The organism is Candidatus Pelagibacter sp. HIMB1746 (assembly GCF_052047555.1).
Classification (GTDB): domain Bacteria; phylum Pseudomonadota; class Alphaproteobacteria; order Pelagibacterales; family Pelagibacteraceae; genus Pelagibacter.
The window spans coordinates 1-19,817 of record NZ_JBNAJZ010000003.1; the positions used below are offsets into that span (position 1 = coordinate 1).

Sequence of the window (19,817 nt, forward strand, 5' to 3'; positions counted from 1 at the left end):
ATGTAAAATTAACCTTAATATTTTTTAATAAATATTTATTAATTAAATTTATAATTTTAATATCAACACCCATGCCATAATGCTGATAAGCGATTGTAGAGTCTATAAATCTATCAATTAAAATAACTCTTTTTTTATAATATTTTTTAATAAGATTAATATTTTCACTTCTGGCAGCTAGATATAAAAGTAAATCAGTTTTTACATTAAAATTGGATTTCTTATTTAATATTAATTTTCTAATTTTTTCAGAATTTAAACTCCCTCCAGGTTCTCTAATTTTTAAATATTTAACTTTATTTTTGTCGAAATATCTTGAAACAATTTTAATATGATGACTCTTGCCACTGCCTTCTATACCTTCAAAAACAATTATTGGCTTCTTAGACATCGCCCCAAATTAAGTAGTTCAATGATTTAAGCAATCTAGAAAAGAAATTTACTTTTTTAATTTCTTTTAAAGCAAGCAAATCATACTCACCTACTAATTCTTGGTCATAAACTACTTTTAATGTTGCAACTTTTTGATCTCTGTTTATTGGTGCTTCTACAGGACCATCATAATTTACAGAAACCTTTAATAATTTTTTTTTGGCCTTTTTAATAGTTTTGTAAATATCTTCATTTGTATAAACATCAACTGTATCTTCTTTTCCCAACCATACGTCAATTTTTTGAAAAGGTTTATTAGCTTCAGTAATTTTAACTAAATCAAAATTTGTAAGTCCATAAGTTAACATTTTAGTACTTTCTTTTGATCTGGCGTTTTTTGAATTAAAACCACTGCCAACAGCAATTAATCTTCTTCCATTTCTCTCTATAGACGAAGCTAATGAATATTTTTCTACAGCTAAATAACCAGTTTTGATACCATCTGCTCCAAGATTTTTATACAACAAAGGATTTCTATTACCTTGTGTTATTGGATCTCCTCCTGTTCTATCCCAAGTAAATTCTTTTTCAGCAAACATTTTATAAAATTCTGGATGTTCTTTAATTAAGTATCTAGACATGATCATTATGTCTCTAACTGTTGAATTATTATCAGGGTGATTAATTCCTGATGAATTAGAAAAGTTTGTATTGTCCATTCCTAACTCTTTAGCTTTTGCTGTCATTAAGATTGCAAACTCTTCTTCAGTACCCGCTATACCTTCTGCTAATGCAATACAAGCATCATTACCAGATGCTATGATTATACCTTTTAGTAAATTTTCGACAGAAACCTCATCACCTACCATAACAAACATTGAGGAATAACCTGATGTAGATAATCGCCAAGCTTTTTCTGAAATGATAAATTTTTCATCCATACTTAAATCTCCTGACTTAATTAAGTCAAAGGCAATGATTGAGGTCATGATTTTCGTCATGGATGCAGGATAAATTGATAAGTCCGCTTCTTTTTCAAAAAGAATTTCACCAGAATGATAATCTTGAATTATTGCAGTTTTTGCTTTCACATCAAAATTAGCAAATGATTTAGATGCAAATAAAATGAATATTAAAATAATTAAATTTAATTTTTTAAACATCTTTAATAATTTTTAGGTTTTCAAAATTTAGTTTTTCTATTTCGTCAAATGACTCTTGAATTTTTTTTATATCATTAAATGGACCTAATAATACCCTATATTTTGTTTGAGATAATTTTTTTATAACAGGATTTGTTATCTTTGTTTCATCCTTAATTCTTTGGATCATATTTTCAGCTGAATCTTTATAATAAAAATCTGCAATTTTAATTGAATATAGAAAATTACTTTGAGAAGTCTTAGGCAATTCCTTTTTCTCTAAAGTTCCTAAATTATCTATGGTTATTCCATCCACAGGAGCCTTTTGAGCTACTTTTTTTTCCTCATCAAACGTTTTAGCTTTTTTTGCTACAAAAGTTGATTCATTAGAAATTAGAGATAATTCAACATAGGGTTCATTTTCATCAAGCAATAATTCATCAACAATTCTTTTGGTGATTACTGAATTATAAAAATTTGAAAAAATTGCTTTATTAGATATCACTTGCGCAATAACAGTTTTTGTATTTTCAGGGTTAGTAATTTTCACAAAAGAATTTTTTCTAATTTTGGTATGAAAAATAAACAAACCTCTGTTATCGAGTTTTTTTGAAATACTTTTTTTATTAAAAAGATTTTCGTCGTAAATTAATGCAAAGCCTTGGTTGGTATACTCTCTATCAAAAATATATTTAGAACTATCTTCTTCATCTTCATCTGAAGATTTTAAAGTTGTTTCTGCTGTAGATGTATCTGGTTCTGTCTTAATAGTTTTTTTTTGAGTTGTTTCTAATTGTTTGCATCCAATAAAAATAATAAACAACAATAATTGCAATATTATTTTAAAGTTCATCTTTGAATTTATCCTTCAATGTGCAGACGGCTAAAGCAAATCTTAAAGATCTATTCCATTGTAATATTATTTCATAATTATTAAATACCACATAAGCTGGATTTAATGTTTCCGCATCAGGAATTATATCTTTATCTGGTGTTATTATTGCAACTTCTAATTCATCATAATTATTTGAAATAATTGAATTGTTCTGAATGTATTGTCTAAAAAACTTTAATTGTTTCTTATCATGTAATTTTTTTGCAGAAATATTTAAATATTTTTTTGGAATATCATTGTTTAAATCAATTCTATAAAAACATGGTTCATTAGATTTCCAACCTATTTTCTTTAAATAATTACTCGCTGAAGCATACGCATCAGGGTTACTTTTTAAATTTATTGAACCATTGCCATCATAATCTGTTGCATAATTTTTCATAGTAGAAGGCATAAATTGGAAGTAACCAAAAGCACCCGCCCAAGATCCATATAATGTTTTATAATCAATTTGATTTTTCTCAATTAAATTTAAAAGTATTAAAAGTTCTTTGGTAAAAAATTCTGATCTTCTTTTGTCAAAACTTAATGTAGCTAGTGAAGAAAGAATGTCCATTTTACCAACATAAGTTCCAAAATTTGTTTCTATACCCATTAATGATAAGAGAAGTTCTTTTTCTATGTTAAATTCATTTTCAACAGTGGTAATTAAATTTAAATTATCTATATAAAGTTTTTTTCCTTTTTTTACTTTTTGGTCAGAGGTTCTTTTTGATATGTAAGTTTTTGTATCTTCATAAAATTCTGGTTGATATCTATCATATTTAATTACATCGGGTAAAAACTTAGTATTAGACATAACTAGATCAAATGTTGCTTCAGAAATATTATTTTCTAGAGCAATTTTTTTGAAATTATTTTTCCATTTTTCGAATTCTATATTGATATCTGCTAAAGTGTTTGAATGAAAAAAAAGAGATAAAATCAGTATAAGTTTAATTAGTTTCATATAAATCTCTCAAATATATTATTACAGCAATCCAGATTAAAATGAAACTTACTAGTTTATTAAATGAGAAAACTTCATCGTAATAAAAAAAACCTAGTAAAAATTGAAGAGTTGGTGTGATATAGAAAATCATCCCAGTCGGACCTAATCCACATAATTCAACTCCTCTTACATATAAAAATAAAGGTATTACCGTCATTGGACCTGCCAACAATATTATTAACATCATTGAAGGGTTGGATAACGAGAAATCATTGTAACCATTAACTGCAATAAGATAGAATGCAAGAATTGCAATTGGTAATATAAACAAACTTTCTATTAAAAGTCCAATATCTGTATCAACATTAACCTTTTTTCTTACTAAATTATAAAAGCCCCAACTTAGCGCTACAAGTATACCAACCCAAGGAAGTGATTTTAGACTTACAAAAATTAAATATAAAATTGATAAAATAACTAAAGTAATTGAAAAAATTCTTTTATTATTTAATTTTTCTTTAAAAAAAATATAACCAAGAAGAACACTTAATATAGGCATTATAAAATAACCAAAACTCGCATCTATTATTCTGTTGGTAGCGATCGCATAAATCCACACACCCCAATTCATAAAAATCAAAAAACCTGACATAAAAAGATAAACAAGATTTTGTTTACTTTTAATTATCTTAAAAAAAATATCCCACTTTGAAAAAAAGAAAGTTGTTAATATTAAGGTCAAAGTTGTCCATAAACATCTGTGCACTACTAGTTCAATATAACCAATAAAAGTAATATATTTAAAATATAAAACCCCAAAAAAACCCCACCAAAAAGATCCAAATCCAGCAAGCAAAAGACCTTTATTAAATTCTTTGTTCATGTAGCTTTAATATTAGTCGTTAATGAGTTTTTTTCGACTATTTTATGGTTGAATTAAATAATTATAATTATAAAACCTTGCTCACGGAGAGATGGCTGAGCGGTTGAAAGCACCGGTCTTGAAAACCGGCAAAGGGGCAACTCTTTCCTGGGTTCGAATCCCAGTCTCTCCGCCATCAACTTAATATTTAAAATTTTTAAACAATAAGCTTATATTGTTTTTTTCTATTTCAAATTCAGTATCAAAACCATTATAGAAATTATACAAATTTGTGTCATCAATATTAAGAAATTTATCTAGATCAATTAAATCCTCTTTTTGCAAATCATTAATGTATTTTTTTACAAATTTACCTAAGAGCTTATCCATCTCCTTGGTACCTCGATAATTAGAACGGTAAATAATTTTTTTTTTTAATTCATCTATATTGAGGCTCATTATTAGAATATAATTAATTTATCATGGATAATAAAACTAATTTTGAATATTTATTATCTGATCTAACAGCTTTAAATGGCGTTGGTGTAAAAACAACAAATTTACTTAAGAAAAAGAATATAAATAATATTTTTGATTTACTTTGGAAACTTCCAAAGGCTTATACAGATAGAAGTTTGTCAACAAAAGTAAAAGATTTAAAGATCGGTGAAAATCAAACTGTTACTGTTGTAGCAAATAAATATTTGTTTCCAAGAATTAGAAAATTACCAAATAGAGTTAAGTGTTCCGATGAAACAGGTGAGCTAGATTGTGTTTTTTTTAATAGTTATGAGGGATATATTAAAAAAATATTACCTTTAGGAAAAGAAATAACTGTAAGTGGGAAAATTGGCTACTTTAAAAATAAATATCAAATAACCAATCCTAAGTATGTATCTGAGGACTCAAGTTTAATTAAACAAGTTCATAATAAATATTCGTTAACTGAGGGAATATCTGAGAAAATTTATAATAAAATCATAAAACAAATAATAGATAAATTACCTAACTTAAAAGAATGGCACTCAAGTAAAATTTTAAATAAATTCAATAATATCAATTGGAATGATGCAATTAAAGAATTACACAAGCATGAGAATATAGGAAAATACAAAGATCATTTTTATCAAAGACTTGCCTTTGATGAAATATTTGCAACATTTTTAGTTAATTCAGAAATAAGAAAAAAAATTAAGAAAGTTAAGAAAAAAAATAAAATTATTAATTTAAATAAACAAAAACAACTTATTAATAAATTAGATTTTGAATTAACTGATGATCAAATTAAATCAATTAATGAAATTAATGAGGATTTATCATCCTCAACTAAAATGTTTAGATTATTACAAGGAGATGTTGGAAGTGGAAAAACAATTGTTTCATTATTAGCTGCATTTAATACTATCAATTCTGGTTTCCAAGTAGCTGTTATGGCTCCTACCGAAATACTAGCAAGACAACATTATAATTTAGCAAAAAAAATTTTTCCATCAAACATATCAACAGAGTTAATTTCTGGTAAGTCTAGCTACAAAGAAAAAAAATTAATCCTCAATGAACTAATAAATAATAAGATTAATATAATTTTTGGTACACATGCTATTTTTCAAAAAACAGTTAAATTTAAAAAATTAGGATTAATTATTATTGACGAACAACATAAGTTTGGTGTTAATCAAAGAAAAAGATTATCTGACAAAGGTGGGAATGATTGTGATGTGTTATTGATGACTGCCACACCTATTCCACGAACTTTAACAATGACAATTTATGGCGATATGGATTTGTCAATTATTAGAGAAAAACCAAAAAACCGTAAAATGATAAAAACTTACAGTAAATTAGAAAGTAAAATTGATGATGTAATTAAATTTATAAAAAAAGAAATTAATTCAGGAAATCAAATATTTTGGGTCTGTCCATTAATTGAAGAGTCTAAAAAATTAGATCATACTTCTGCAATTCAAAAATTTGAATATTTAAAAAAATTATTCCCAAAACAAGTCTCTATACTTCATGGAAAAACAGATATAAATGAAAAAGATGATATTTTAAAAAAATTTTTAAATAAAGAATTTAAAATATTAGTATCTACAACTATTATTGAGGTTGGAATAGATTTTCCAAATGCCAATGTAATTGTAATTGAAAATGCAAATAAGTTTGGCCTATCTCAGCTCCACCAATTAAGAGGTAGAGTTGGTCGTGGAGAGAAAGAAGCAACTTGTATTCTGATGTTTAAGTCAAATTTGAGTGAAAATGCTAAAAAAAGAATAAACATATTAAAAGAGACCAATGATGGATTTGTTATTTCCGAGGAAGATATGAAGATCAGGGGTTTTGGTGATATATTGGGTTTTAAACAAAGTGGTGTTAAAAATTTCAAGTTAGCAGACCCAATACAGAATAGTGACTTATTTGAATTAGCTGAAAAAGAAATAAAAAGAATTGAACTTGAAAATGAAAATTTAAGTAAGTTTAAACCTTTAATTAAATTGTACGATAGAGCAGATATAATTAACGATATTGCTTAATTTTTTTCTGTTGTTGTTGTTCCAGCTGATACAATAAATTTAGAAGCTTCTTCAAAAGTCATGTTTAAAAATATAACTTCGTCTTTAGGGAACATTAGCAAAAAACCACTTGTTGGATTTGGAGTTGTTGGAACAAATACGTTTATTAATTTTTGATTTGTTTTTTCAGCAATTTCTCCAGAATTTTCTTTAGTAGCAAAACCTACAGCCCATACACCTTTTCTTGGATATTCAACAAGAACAACACTCTTACTTTTACTGCCACTTTCTTTAAATGATTGTGACATTTGTTTAATTGCAGACCAAAAAGTTCCTAGTAGTGGTATTTTTTTGAATAAACTGTCTATTAACTGAAGAAATTTTTTTCCTAAATAAGATAAAGATATGAAACCAATGATTGTTATGAAAATAATTGAAATAATTATCTCTAGGCCAGGTATATTAAATGGCAAATAATAATTTGGATTTATTTGAGACGGTAAAATTTTTGAAGACGTATTTATTAAAAATTTACTTAAATAAATAGTTAGTCCTATTGGTATTAAAACGACAACACCTGTAAAAAAATAATTCCTAATTTTTAAAGATAAAATATAAAACCATAGACCTATAATTTCTCTTTTTTTTATAGGTTTCTTTTTGGTTTCTTTCATTTATTAACTATAACTAGAATATGTAACAAAAATTATTGCAATGATAAATAATACAACTAAAATTTTATTATTAAGATTCATAATTATAAATTATTACCAATTTTAGAATGAAATGAATAGAAGAAAATTTTTAACATATGTTGGATGTGGTTGTGGAAGCTTACTTCTACCTTCGTGCACAAGTGCTCCGATTACTGACAGAAAACAATTAAAATTAATACCTGAAGCTAAATTAAATGCTCAAGCTGCTCAAATTTATGAGAAAGTTAAAGAAAAAGAGAAAATGAGTGATGACACAAAAACTTTAAATGAAATAAAAGAAATTGGAAAAAAAATGGAAGATTCAATTAGTGAATATTTCTATAGATCTAATTTAAATGATCCAACTGCTAACTTTGATTGGGAATATATATTAATTGATAATAAAAAAGTTAGAAATGCTTGGTGTATGCCTGGAGGGAAAATTGCAGTTTATACAGGTATACTTGATGTAACAAAAAATACTAATGGTCTGGCTGCAGTAATGGGACATGAAGTTGCTCATGCTGTTGCCAAACATTCTGTTGAAAGAGCAAGTAGAGGAGTTTTACTTAACACAGGTACCAGAATTATTGATATTGCAAGTGGAGGTATATTATCAGATATCAACAGAACAACTGGAATGGATACAGTTGGCCTACTATCTCAAATTGGATTAATGAATCCATTTAACAGAAAACAAGAAAGCGAAGCTGATTATCTTGGTATGATTTTTTCATCTTTATCAGGATATGATATTAGAGAGACAGTTAAAATTTGGGAAAGAATGAAAGAATTTAATAAAGGAAAAGAACCTCCACAATTTATGAGTACTCACCCTTCATCTGACACTAGAATTAAACAGTTAAATAATTGGATGAATGAGGTAATTCTTGATTATCCACCAATTGAAATAAGTTAAATTCAAAAAGTGGTGAGCCGTGATGGACTCGAACCATCGACCCATTCCTTAAAAGGGAATTGCTCTACCAACTGAGCTAACGGCCCACAAAGATTCATTTTTATGAAAATGAATATGGTTTGTATACAGATAAATTTTAATATTTCAATTCGTTCAATGTAATTTTTACAAAAAGAATTCGTTATAAATGAGGGGTTTTCATTACAAAGTTGTACACATAATAGCACAGTTAATAAAACTACAACTTATCAATGTATTTATCGTGAAATTCATCGAAGGTATTATTCATAATATTTTTTCTGATTTCAGACATTAATTCTTGATAAAAATTTATATTATGAAGTGTTAATAACATTGATGCTAATATTTCATTGGTATTAAACAAATGATTTAAATAATTTTTTGAATATTTATTTAAATTTAAATTTTCACAATTAGGATCTAACGGCGTGTTGTCATTTTGATATTTGTTATTTTTAATATTTACCCTTCCATTCCAAGTAAAAGCAAGACCTGTTCTACCTGATCTAGTTGGAAGAACGCAATCAAACATATCTATACCTCTTTTTACAGCTCCTAAAATATCTGATGGTGTACCAACACCCATTAAATAATGAGGTTTTTCATCTGGTAAATGTTCCTTAATACCATCAAGAGTGGTAAACATTTCATCTTGAGTTTCACCTACAGCTAATCCTCCAACTGCATAACCATCAAATCCAATCTTTATAAGTCCTTCAAGGGATTTTAATCTTAAATCTTTAAATAATCCTCCTTGAATAATTCCAAATAAAGCTTTGTGAGGATTGTTTCCAAATGCCATTTTAGATCTTTCAGCCCAATACAAAGATAGATCCATAGATTTTTTTATTAAATTATAATCTTCAGTTTTTTTTGGACACTCATCCATTATCATTACAATATCTGAGTTTAAACCCAATTGAATCCTAATACTTTCTTCAGGACTTAAATAAAATTTTTTTCCATCGACGTGTGAATTAAATATGGCCCCTTTTTCGCGATCTATTTTATTTAACTTTGATAGAGACATTACTTGAAAACCACCTGAGTCTGTAAGTATTGGCAAATCACAATTCATGAACTCATGTAAACCACCTGCTGACTCAACTCTTTCCACTCCAGGACGGATCATTAAATGATATGTGTTAGATAGTATTATTTCTGATCCAGTTTTCTTTATATCATCGATTGTACAAGCTTTAACTGTTGCTTGTGTACCAACAGGCATAAATGCTGGTGTATTAATCTCACCTCTATGAGTTTCTATAACACCACGTCTAGCAAATTTGTCTTTGTTTAAAACTTTAAAGGCAAAATTTTTTAATGCCATTTAATATTTTACAAAGATTTAAAGCTTATAATTTTATCTGGATCTGTTACAGCGCCATTATTATTTTGGTCACCTCTTTTAATTTTATCTACAAACTCCATTCCTTCAACAACTTTACCAAAAACAGTATACTGTCTGTCTAAAAAAGGAGCTGGTTGAAAGCAAATAAAAAACTGGCTATTTGCGCTATTTGGATCTTGAGCTCTAGCCATAGATAATGTGCCTCTGTCATGAGGTAAACTATTAAACTCTTGCTTTAAATCAGGCATATCAGATCCACCCATACCTGCTCTTCTTAAGTCAAATTCCTTAGACTCTGAATTTCCAAATTTAACATCACCTGTTTGAGCCATGAAACCATCTATCACTCTATGAAATACAACGTTGTCATATTTTCCACTGTTAGCTAATTCTTTAATTCTTTTGACATGGTTTGGTGCCACGTCCTCAAATAATTCAATTTTTACATCACCATCTTTAAGTTTTAAAATCATTATATTCTCCTCAGCTATTAATTGATTTGCACTAATAAAAAATAAAATAAATATGTACGATAAAATTCTATTCATATTTTTCTTTTAAAGATTTTATTGTGCTTTTGGTAGTAAATTTTTTAATATTTCCATTCAATTTTACAATTTCTTTAACAAATCTAGAAGATATAATTTGATTTTCTACATCTGACATTAAAAAAATTGTTTCAATATTTTGGTTAAGCTTTCTATTCATTCCTGCAAGTTGAAATTCATATTCAAAATCAGATACGGCTCTTAAGCCACGCAATATGATATTTGATTTATATTTTTTGCACAAATCTGTAGTTAGTGAACTAAAGGAAACAACGATAATTTTTTTTTTATTTAATTTTAAATCCTTGAATAAAGCTTTATTTACAATTTCTATTCTTTCTTCAGAAGAGAATAAATAATTTTTATTACTTACATCTGAAACACCAACTACTATTTTATCAAAAAGCTTTAGTGCTTTTTTAATAACATCTATATGACCATAAGTAATTGGATCAAAAGTTCCTGGATAAATAGCAATTTTACTCATTAAATTAAATTATCATCAATCTTAATTGCAGAAACAACTTTTTCATCACCAGATAATTTTATTATTCTTACACCTTGGGTATTTCTACTAGCAGTTCTTATTTCTTTAACCGCCACTCTAATAACTCTTCCTTTATTTGTAGATATTAGAATTTCATCACCTTCAAATACAGGAAAAGATGATGTTATATTTCCATTTCTTGGTGAATTTATAATTCCAATAATGCCCTTTCCTCCTCTATTAGTAACTCTGTAGTCAATATGAGAAGTCTTTTTACCATAACCGTTTTCACTTATTGCTAAAACAAATTTTTCTTTTGCTTTTAATTCTGATTTTTCATCTTTTGATTTTTTTCCATTTTTACTCAATTTATCATTATCAATTACTGATAATGAAACAATTTGATCTCCAGAAGCAAGTTCAATACCTTTTATTCCTTTAGAAGACCTTCCCTTAAATACTCTTAATTTTCTAGCTTCAAAACGGATACATTTTCCAAATTTAGTACTTAGAATTATGTCTTGATCATCTTTACAAATTTTAACTCCAACAATTTTATCGTTGTTGTCAAGTTTCATTGCAATTTTTCCTGAAGCATTAATGGATGAAAAATCCTCTAAACTATTCTTTCTAACTTTACCTTGTGATGTTGCAAAAATAATTTGATAATTTTTTGAGTCTGTATCTTCATCAGGCATTGGCATAATTGAACTAATGGATTGATGACTCTTTAGCGGAAGAATATTAAATAAGGATTTACCTTTTGAAGCCGATGATCCCTCAGGTATTTTCCAAGCTTTAATTTTATAAACAAGCCCCTCTGTTGAAAAAAATAAAACTGATGTATGAGTATTTACCGAAAGTGTTTGTATTACAGAGTCTTGATCTCTGGTAGTAATTCCAGATTTACCTTTTCCACCCCTTTTTTGTTGCTTCACATTATTTAATGATCCTCTTTTAATATATCCTTGTAAAGTTACTGTAATAATTACAGATTGTTTTTGGATTGTTTCCTCGATGTCGTAATTTAATACCGCATCAATAATTTTAGTTCTTCTAGGAACAGCAAATTTTTCTTTAATATTTTTTAATTCTTCGCTTATTACTCTCAAAAGCTCTTTTTTAGAGGATATAATTTTTTTATATTTTGCAATCAATTCAGCTAATTTTTTAATCTCAACTTCAATTTCGTTTATACCAAGAGCTGTTAGCTTCTGTAATCTTAATTCTAAGATAGCTAAAACTTGTGGTTCAGATAAAGAATAAATATTTTTACCTTTTTTTCCCTCTACTAAAGAAATTAGCTTTTGTGATTTGTTTATTTTCCATTTAGTTTTAAGAATAGCATTTTTTGCATCCTCAGGTGTTTTGGAAGATCTAATGATTTTTATAATTTTATCTAAGTTTTCTACTGCAACAGATAGACCAATTAAGATATGAGCTCTTTCCTCTGCTTTTTGAAGATCAAATTTTGTTTTTTTGATTACTACATCTTCTCTAAAAGATAAAAAATTAGAAAGAAATTCTTTTAATGTACATGTTTTTGGTTTCCCTTCTACTATTGCTAAAGTGTTAAAACCAAAAGAGCTCTCTATTTGAGTATTTTTATAAAGTTGTCTTTTAATTGTTTCTGGCTCAACACCGTTTCTTAAATCAATAGCAACTCTAATACCTTCTCTGTTAGACTCATCTCTTATGTCTTTAATACCTTCAATTTTCTTTTCTCTAACTAATTGTGCAATTCTTTCATTTAGTACAGCTTTATTTACTTGGTATGGAATTGAAGTAATTACTAATCTATCTCTACCATTCTTTAAGCTTTCAACTGATACTTCACCTCTAATTTTAAATGAGCCTCTACCATTGTTGTAACCTTGTTTAATTATATCTTTGCCGATTATTACTCCTCCAGTCGGAAAATCTGGTCCTGGAATATGTTTCATTAGCTCTTTTATTTTAATATCTTTATTGTCTATTAAAGCTAAAGTGCCATCAATTATCTCACCTAGATTATGAGGAGGAATACTAGTTGCCATTCCAACAGCTATACCTCCAGCCCCATTAACTAACAAATTTGGAAATTGCGCAGGTAATACGCTAGGTTCTTTCTCAGTTTCATCATAATTACTTTTAAAACTAATCGTATTTTTTTCGATATCATCAATCAAATATTGTGAAACTTTTGATAATCTTGTTTCGGTATACCTCATAGCAGCAGCTGGATCACCATCTATGGATCCAAAATTACCTTGTCCTTGAACTAAAGGTAAGCTCATTGAAAAATCTTGCACCATCCTAACTAAAGCATCATATACTGATTGATCACCATGAGGATGATATTTACCAATTACATCCCCTACTATTCTTGCTGATTTTCTGAATTGTTTAGACCAATCATAACCACCTTTGTACATTGCATAAAGAATTCTTCTATGAACTGGTTTTAATCCATCTCTTACATCAGGTAATGCACGACTTACAATAACACTCATAGCATAAGACAAATAAGACGAGCTCATCTCGTCATGCATAGAGATTAGATTAATATTCTTATCTTTTGGTTCTTCAGTTTTTTGCATAGAAATTAAAATGGTATTTCGTCATCCATATCATTTGACACTTGAGAAGAATCCTCAATATTGTTTTGTTGAATTGTGTCATTCTGAATCCCACCACCTGTATTTCCTCCACCTAACATTGTAAGTGAAGAATTGTAACCTTGTATAACAATTTCAGTTGAATACTTATCTTGGCCAGATTGTTCATCTTTCCATTTACGTGTTGTCAGTTGTCCCTCTACATAAACTTGTGCGCCCTTTTTTAAATATTGTTGAACAACATTTACCAACCCTTCATTGAATACAACTATACGGTGCCATTCAGTTTTTTCTTTTCTTTCACCAGTATTTTTATCTTTCCATGTTTGACTGGTTGCAAGACTTAGTCTAGCTACACTCTTTCCGTTTACCATTTGTTTAATTTCAGGGTCTGCGCCCAAACGACCAATTAATAATACTTTATTTAAACTTCCAGCCATAATATTTTAATATTTGTTAAATTAATTAATAAGATTTATATCACAATTCTTCTGAATATTAATTTTATTGACTCAAAGCAACTAAAAATATGATGAAAAAGATAGTTATTAAGGGCGCTAAAGAACACAATTTGAAGAATGTGACTGTAGAAATTCCAAAAGATAAATTTGTAGTGATAACAGGTTTGTCTGGGTCAGGAAAATCTTCATTAGCTTTTGATACCATCTATGCAGAAGGTCAAAGAAGATATGTCGAGAGTTTATCTGCTTATGCTCGTCAATTTTTAGATAAAATGAAAAAGCCTAATGTTGATTTAATTGAAGGCTTAAGTCCAGCCATAGCAATCGAGCAAAAAAATACTTCAAAAAATCCCAGATCAACTGTTGCAACTGTTACAGAAATTTATGATTATATGAGGGTACTTTATGCAAGAGCAGGCATACCTTATTCTCCTTTTACAGGTAAGCCAATAACCTCTCAAACAATTACTCAAATTGTTGATTTAATTAAAAAATTGCCAAAAAAATCTACAATATATATTTATGCTCCAGTAGTTAGAGGTCGTAAGGGTGAATATAAAAAAGATATTTTAAGCTACAAGAGACGTGGATTTAGAAAAATAAAAATTGATAACGTATTATACGACATAGAAAAATCTCCTAACCTTGATAAAAAATTAAAGCACGACATTTCAATTCTAGTTGATAGAATTGTACTTAATTCAAAACTTGGAAACAGATTAGCTGAAAGCGTAGAAACAGCCGTAAATTTAGCTAATGGATTGGTTTTTGTTGAATACGAAGATGAAACTCTTCCTCAAAAATTTAGAAAAATTGAAAAATTAATTTACTCCACAAAGTTTGCTTGTCCAGAAAGTGGTTTTACCATCGAGGAAATAGAACCAAGATTGTTTTCATTTAATAGTCCCTATGGTGCTTGTGAAGAATGTGAAGGTATAGGTATGAAATTAAATGTAGATCCAAATTTAGTAGTTCCAGATGATCGTAAAAGTTTAGCGGATGGAGCAATTGAACCATGGGCCAAATCAACAACTTTATATTATGCCCAAACATTAGCTTCTCTTGCAAAGCATTATGAATTTTCTCTTGATGAAAAATGGAAAAAGCTTCCAAAAAAAATAAAAGATATAATTTTATATGGTTCAGATGAGGACGAAATTAAATTTAATTATGATGATGGATATGAAAAATATTCATATAAAAAAACCTTTGAAGGAGTGATTAATAATCTTGAAAGACGTTTCTTGGAATCTGATAGTGAGTGGAAAAGAGAAGCAATAGCCGAATATCAATCTGATACAGCATGTGAAGCTTGTAATGGTGATAGACTTAAAGAAGAAGCATTATGTGTTAAGATTAATGATTTAAATATTAGTGAGGTTACTAAAAAATCAATTCATGATGCCGCTGAATGGTTTAAAAGCTTAGAAAACAATTTAGATAAAAGGCAATTTAAAATTGCAGAACATGTCCTAAAAGAAATAAATGAAAGATTAAATTTCTTACTTAATGTTGGTTTAGATTACTTAACACTCTCAAGAGAGTCTGGAACTTTATCAGGAGGAGAAGCTCAAAGAATTAGATTAGCATCACAAATTGGATCTGGTTTAACAGGAGTATTATATGTTTTAGATGAACCATCAATTGGTTTGCATCAAAAAGATAATGTTAAATTAATAAATGCATTAAAAAGACTAAGAGATCTTGGGAATACAGTAATTGTTGTTGAACATGATACTGAGACAATGGAAAATGCAGATCACATTATTGACCTTGGACCAGAAGCTGGAACGAATGGTGGTCAAATAACAGCTCAAGGAACTTACGAAGAGCTTAAAAAGGATAAGAAGAGTATAACGGGACAGTATCTTGCGAATAAACAGAAAATTGAAATTCCTAAAACTAGACGATTAGCAAAAAATGGTAGATTTGTAGAAATAAATGGTGCTAGTGGGAATAATTTAAATAATGTTAATCTTAAAATTCCTACAGGCACATTCACTTGTGTAACTGGAGTTTCAGGAAGTGGTAAATCTACATTGGTATTACAAACATTATTTCATGCATTAAACTTAACACTTAATAATAAAGCTAGAAAAACTCCTAAAGCTTTTAAAGGTTACAAAGGTGTCGAATTAATTGATAAAATTATTGATATCGACCAATCCCCTATTGGTAGAACTCCAAGATCTAATCCAGCTACTTATACTGGAGCTTTTGGTCCTATAAGAGATTGGTTTACTAGCTTACCAGAGTCTAAAACTAGAGGGTATAAACCAGGAAGATTTTCGTTTAATGTTAAGGGTGGTAGATGTGAAGCCTGTGAAGGTGATGGTGTTATTACATATGAAATGCACTTTTTACCAGATGTTTATATTCAGTGTGATGAATGTAAAGGAACGAGATACAACAGAGAAACTTTAGAGATTAAGTTTAAAGGAAAAAGTATAGCCGATGTTTTGGATATGTCTGTTGATGAAGGGTGTGAATATTTTGAAAACATTTCAAATATTAAATCTAAATTATTAACCTTAAAAAAAGTTGGACTTGGTTACATAAAAATTGGACAACAGGCTACTACACTATCAGGTGGTGAAGCACAAAGGATTAAACTAGCCAAGGAATTATCCAAAAGATCAACTGGTAGAACCATGTACATATTAGACGAACCAACAACTGGACTGCATCAGCACGATATTAAAAAATTACTAGAAATTCTTCATACCTTCGTGAAATTAGGAAACACCGTAGTTGTAATAGAGCATAACTTAGATGTTATAAAAACAGCTGATCACATTGTCGATATGGGTCCTGAGGGTGGTGTTAAAGGTGGTAAAATTGTTGCAGAAGGTAAACCCGAGGAAGTTTGCAAAGTAAAAGAAAGCTACACAGGCCAGTTTTTAAAACCTCTTTTGTATTAAATATAAAAACTTATAAAAAATCTAAATTTAGTGTATATTAATTAAGAATCATGAGCAGTTTATTATCATCACTATCTAAAACAATTCATGCATCGCTTGCATTAGCAATTATATTGTTTTTAGGTCTTTCCTATTTAAATGATGGTATTGCATTCGATACTCTTTTTTGGAGCTGGTTATTTAGATACATTCATGTTGTTGTTGCAATAATGTGGATAGGATTATTGTGGTATTTTAATTTTGTTCAAATTCCAAATATGGGAAAAATACCTGATGAACAAAAACCTGCTATTGGGAAAGTAATTGCTCCTGCTGCATTATTTTATTTTAGATGGGCGGCTGCGTTTACTGTTCTTTCAGGATTAATTTTAGCTCTGTTAAATGGATATTTACATGATGCTATGACTTTTAGCATTGGATCTGGTGTTCCAAAACATACAGCAATAGGAATTGGTATGTGGTTAGGAATTGTAATGGCTTTTAATGTTTGGTTTGTGATTTGGCCAAACCAAAAAAGAGCTTTAGGAATAGTTGAAGCTGATCCAGAAACAAAAGCTAAGTCAGCTAAAACTGCAATGTTGTTTTCAAGAACAAATACACTTTTATCTCTACCAATGTTACTTTCAATGGTAGCTGCTCAAAACTTATATTAAACTGTTTTATTATCGTCTTCTCTTAAGACTGTTTTTTGTGAAACTCTCAATCTAACTAAAACTGTATTCGCAATATAAATCGAAGAATAAGTTCCAAATACAACACCAAGTATCATTGCTAAAGAAAAACCTTTTAAAATTTCACCACCAAAAAAGAATATCGCTAATAAAGCTAACAATGTTGTAGCTGATGTTATTATTGTTCTGGATAAAGTTTCGTTGATTGAAATGTTTGTTAATTCAAAAATTTTAATGTCTGAATATTTTCTCAAATTTTCTCTAACACGATCAAAAATTACAACAGTATCATTCATAGAATAACCAACAATTGTTAGAACAGCTGCAATAATTGATAAATTAATCTCAAGACTAAATAATGAAAAAATTCCCAATGTTACTATTACATCATGAAATAAAGCCAAAATAGCACCCAAACTAAATTGCCATTCAAAACGTATCCAAATATAAATAAGCATTACAGCCAGAGATAAAGAAATAGCAATGACACCAGCTTTAAGCAATTCAGCGCTAACTTTAGGACCTACATTTTCAACTCTTCTAAAATCATAGTTATTTCCAAAAGAACTGTCTAAATCTTTTTTAATTTCTTCTATAATATTTTTTTTATTATCTTTATTTTCAAATTTAATTAGAAAATCAGTGTCATTTCCAAATTTTTTAACAGAAACATCTCCTAAATCCATTTGATTAAATTTATCTCTCAATGAACTAACGCTAATTTTGCTATCTGATGACCTTAGTTCAATCAATGTTCCACCTTTAAAGTCTATACCGTAATTTAAACCTTTAAAAATTAGTAATAAAAGTGATGCTGTAATTAAGAATATAGATAGTATGTTAAAGTGATTATAGTATTTGTTAAATGCTATCATTAGATTAGTTTTTCCTTATTTTTATTTCTTGTCACATAAAGACTAGTGAACAATCTTGCTATAAAATAAACTGAAAATAGTGTTGTAAAAATTCCAACACCTAGAGTAACAGCAAATCCTTTTACTGGACCAGAACCCATAAAAAATAAAATTATAGCTGCTAATAAAGTAGTAATATTTGCATCAATAATTGCTGTTCTTGATTTTGTGTAACCTCCATCAAAAGCTAAAATATTATTACTTTCATCTTTAAGTTCTTCTTTAATTCTTTCAAAAATTAATACATTTGCATCAACAGCCATACCAACGGTTAAAATTATCCCTGCTATACCTGGAAGAGTTAATGTTGCTTCAAATAAAGTTAAAATACCAAGTAATAAAAATAAATTAATTATTAATGTTACGTTAGTGATTAGTCCAAAAACTTTGTATTTAACAAACATAAAAATAATAACTAATAAAAAGCCTATAGCTAAAGCAATCATTCCTGCATTAATCGAGTCTTGTCCAAGATCAGGTCCTACAGTTCTTTCCTCTATAATCTCTAAAGGAGCTGGTAAAGCTCCAGATCTTAATAATAAAGCTAAATCTGTGGCACTTTGGAAAGTAAATCCCCCACTGATCTGTCCAGATCCACTTGCTATTGTATCTCTCACAACAGGTGCGCTAATTATTTTTCCATCTAAAACAATCGCTAATTGTTTTCCAATACCAGTAGATGTTGCTTTACCAAATCTTTTGGCTCCTACTCTATCTAATGTAAATGACACAATAGTTTGATTGTTTTGAGTGTCCATTTTTGGTTGTGCATCTAATAGATTTTCACCACTGATGATTATTCTTTTGCTTACTGTTGCCTCTTCTAAGCCATCTTCAAATTTTAACTTCTCAACGCCAAATCTGTCACTTTCATCATTGGTTACAAATCTAAATGTAAGATTTGCTGTTTTTCCTAATAGTGATTTAATTCTTTGAGGATCATCTAACCCAGGAAGTTCAACAAGGATTCTATCATTACCTCTTTTTAAAATATTTGGTTCATTAGTACCGACTTCATCTACCCTTCTTCTTACAATTTCTATAGCTTGATCTTGCGATGAAGTTTTAAGATTGATTATGCCTTGTCTTGAAAAACTTACTTTTAAATTGATACCATTATCTTCTATGTCAAGTTGGTGTGATTTAAATCTTGGGTAATAAGGATTTAGATCACTATTTTCATCTTGAAAAACATCTAGTACTGCTTGTTTGTCTAAATCAGCAACATTGAAAAAAATATTTTGATTATCAATTTTAATATTATTAATTTTGATGTTTTTCTCTTTGAAATAATTTCTAATAGTGGTTGTTAAATTTTGTAATTTTTGTTCAATTACTGGCTCATTATCAATTTCAAGTAAAAGGTAAGAACCACCTTGTAAATCTAAACCAAGGTTTATTTTCTTATTAAAAAAACTATCATCGAACTTAAATAAATTTGATGACGCAATTAAAATAAATAATAAAGAAAATAAAGTTACAAATAAGATTCTTAGTTTAGAAAAATAAAGCACTTA

The 19,817-nt window shown here is 28.4% G+C and carries 18 protein-coding genes and 2 tRNA genes; 5 read left to right on the forward strand and 15 right to left on the reverse strand.

Annotation, left to right across the window (positions count from 1 at the left end; all coding sequences use genetic code 11):
- The 5 genes from tmk to rarD form a co-directional block, all read right to left on the reverse strand.
- Nucleotides 1–391: dTMP kinase (gene tmk, locus ACTTBM_RS03975; RefSeq protein WP_440634816.1), on the reverse strand; the 391-nt coding region annotated here is incomplete at its 3' end.
- Nucleotides 384–1,535: a D-alanyl-D-alanine carboxypeptidase family protein gene (locus tag ACTTBM_RS03980; protein ID WP_440634817.1), complete on the reverse strand. Its 1,152-nt coding sequence runs from the start codon at nt 1,533–1,535 to the stop codon at nt 384–386. The genes ACTTBM_RS03980 and tmk, both read right to left, overlap by 8 nt.
- Nucleotides 1,528–2,367 carry an SPOR domain-containing protein gene (locus tag ACTTBM_RS03985; RefSeq protein WP_440634818.1) on the reverse strand — a complete coding sequence of 280 codons (840 nt, stop codon included), beginning with the start codon at nt 2,365–2,367 and terminating at the stop codon, nt 1,528–1,530. Before ACTTBM_RS03985 ends, ACTTBM_RS03980 begins: the two co-directional genes overlap by 8 nt.
- Nucleotides 2,357–3,358, reverse strand: a complete 1,002-nt coding sequence (locus ACTTBM_RS03990; RefSeq protein WP_440634819.1) for a lytic murein transglycosylase — start codon at nt 3,356–3,358, stop codon at nt 2,357–2,359. Before ACTTBM_RS03990 ends, ACTTBM_RS03985 begins: the two co-directional genes overlap by 11 nt.
- Entirely contained in the window at nt 3,345–4,223 is an 879-nt protein-coding gene (gene rarD / locus ACTTBM_RS03995; protein WP_440634820.1) for an EamA family transporter RarD, read from the reverse strand. Before rarD ends, ACTTBM_RS03990 begins: the two co-directional genes overlap by 14 nt.
- Nucleotides 4,224–4,308: 85 nt before the next feature.
- Between rarD and ACTTBM_RS04000 the strand changes: the two genes are divergently transcribed.
- A tRNA-Ser gene (locus ACTTBM_RS04000) sits at nt 4,309–4,398 on the forward strand.
- Between the two features lie 5 nt (nt 4,399–4,403).
- Here the strand turns inward: ACTTBM_RS04000 and ACTTBM_RS04005 are convergent.
- Nucleotides 4,404–4,661: a succinate dehydrogenase assembly factor 2 gene (locus ACTTBM_RS04005; protein WP_440614375.1), complete on the reverse strand. Its 258-nt coding sequence runs from the start codon at nt 4,659–4,661 to the stop codon at nt 4,404–4,406.
- Nucleotides 4,662–4,684: 23 nt separating this feature from the next.
- Here ACTTBM_RS04005 and recG point away from each other — a divergent pair, with 23 nt between their 5' ends.
- Nucleotides 4,685–6,736 (forward strand): ATP-dependent DNA helicase RecG, encoded by a 2,052-nt coding sequence (recG, locus tag ACTTBM_RS04010; protein ID WP_440634821.1) that lies wholly within the window; start codon nt 4,685–4,687, stop codon nt 6,734–6,736.
- On the opposite strand, the gene ACTTBM_RS04015 is transcribed toward recG, so the two are convergent.
- The gene (locus tag ACTTBM_RS04015) at nt 6,733–7,389 is read right to left on the reverse strand and encodes a DUF502 domain-containing protein (RefSeq protein WP_440634822.1); all 657 of its coding nucleotides are present in this window, start codon (nt 7,387–7,389) and stop codon (nt 6,733–6,735) included. The two genes, recG and ACTTBM_RS04015, sit on opposite strands and share 4 nt — an antisense overlap.
- Nucleotides 7,390–7,501: 112 nt before the next feature.
- Between ACTTBM_RS04015 and ACTTBM_RS04020 the strand changes: the two genes are divergently transcribed.
- Entirely contained in the window at nt 7,502–8,329 is an 828-nt protein-coding gene (locus ACTTBM_RS04020) for a M48 family metallopeptidase (RefSeq protein WP_440634823.1), read from the forward strand.
- Between the two features lie 10 nt (nt 8,330–8,339).
- On the opposite strand, the gene ACTTBM_RS04025 is transcribed toward ACTTBM_RS04020, so the two are convergent.
- The 6 genes from ACTTBM_RS04025 to ssb form a co-directional block, all read right to left on the reverse strand.
- Nucleotides 8,340–8,415 (reverse strand) — tRNA-Lys (locus ACTTBM_RS04025).
- Between the two features lie 152 nt (nt 8,416–8,567).
- Nucleotides 8,568–9,680, reverse strand: coding sequence for a tRNA guanosine(34) transglycosylase Tgt (gene tgt, locus ACTTBM_RS04030; protein ID WP_440634824.1), 1,113 nt, complete (start codon nt 9,678–9,680; stop codon nt 8,568–8,570).
- An 8-nt stretch (nt 9,681–9,688) separates the two neighbouring features.
- Nucleotides 9,689–10,249: a peptidylprolyl isomerase gene (locus ACTTBM_RS04035; RefSeq protein WP_440634825.1), complete on the reverse strand. Its 561-nt coding sequence runs from the start codon at nt 10,247–10,249 to the stop codon at nt 9,689–9,691.
- Nucleotides 10,242–10,736: a pantetheine-phosphate adenylyltransferase gene (gene coaD, locus ACTTBM_RS04040; protein ID WP_440634826.1), complete on the reverse strand. Its 495-nt coding sequence runs from the start codon at nt 10,734–10,736 to the stop codon at nt 10,242–10,244. Before coaD ends, ACTTBM_RS04035 begins: the two co-directional genes overlap by 8 nt.
- Complete coding sequence (gyrA, locus tag ACTTBM_RS04045; protein WP_440634141.1) at nt 10,736–13,315, reverse strand: DNA gyrase subunit A; 2,580 nt, start codon at nt 13,313–13,315, stop codon at nt 10,736–10,738. Before gyrA ends, coaD begins: the two co-directional genes overlap by 1 nt.
- Before the next feature lie 5 nt (nt 13,316–13,320).
- Nucleotides 13,321–13,773, reverse strand: coding sequence for a single-stranded DNA-binding protein (ssb, locus tag ACTTBM_RS04050; RefSeq protein ID WP_440634827.1), 453 nt, complete (start codon nt 13,771–13,773; stop codon nt 13,321–13,323).
- 89 nt (nt 13,774–13,862) lie between these two features.
- Here ssb and uvrA point away from each other — a divergent pair, with 89 nt between their 5' ends.
- Nucleotides 13,863–16,715, forward strand: a complete 2,853-nt coding sequence (uvrA, locus tag ACTTBM_RS04055) for an excinuclease ABC subunit UvrA (RefSeq protein ID WP_262589215.1) — start codon at nt 13,863–13,865, stop codon at nt 16,713–16,715.
- 50 nt (nt 16,716–16,765) lie between these two features.
- A complete protein-coding gene (locus ACTTBM_RS04060) occupies nt 16,766–17,368 on the forward strand; it encodes a urate hydroxylase PuuD (protein WP_262589216.1) in 603 nt (200 codons plus the stop codon).
- Here ACTTBM_RS04060 and secF read toward each other — a convergent pair.
- Both secF and secD read right to left on the reverse strand, forming a co-directional pair.
- Nucleotides 17,365–18,261 carry a protein translocase subunit SecF gene (gene secF, locus ACTTBM_RS04065; RefSeq protein WP_262589217.1) on the reverse strand — a complete coding sequence of 299 codons (897 nt, stop codon included), beginning with the start codon at nt 18,259–18,261 and terminating at the stop codon, nt 17,365–17,367. The genes ACTTBM_RS04060 and secF overlap by 4 nt on opposite strands.
- Complete coding sequence (gene secD / locus ACTTBM_RS04070) at nt 18,261–19,814, reverse strand: protein translocase subunit SecD (protein ID WP_262589218.1); 1,554 nt, start codon at nt 19,812–19,814, stop codon at nt 18,261–18,263. Before secD ends, secF begins: the two co-directional genes overlap by 1 nt.
- Nucleotides 19,815–19,817 lie beyond the last annotated feature (3 nt).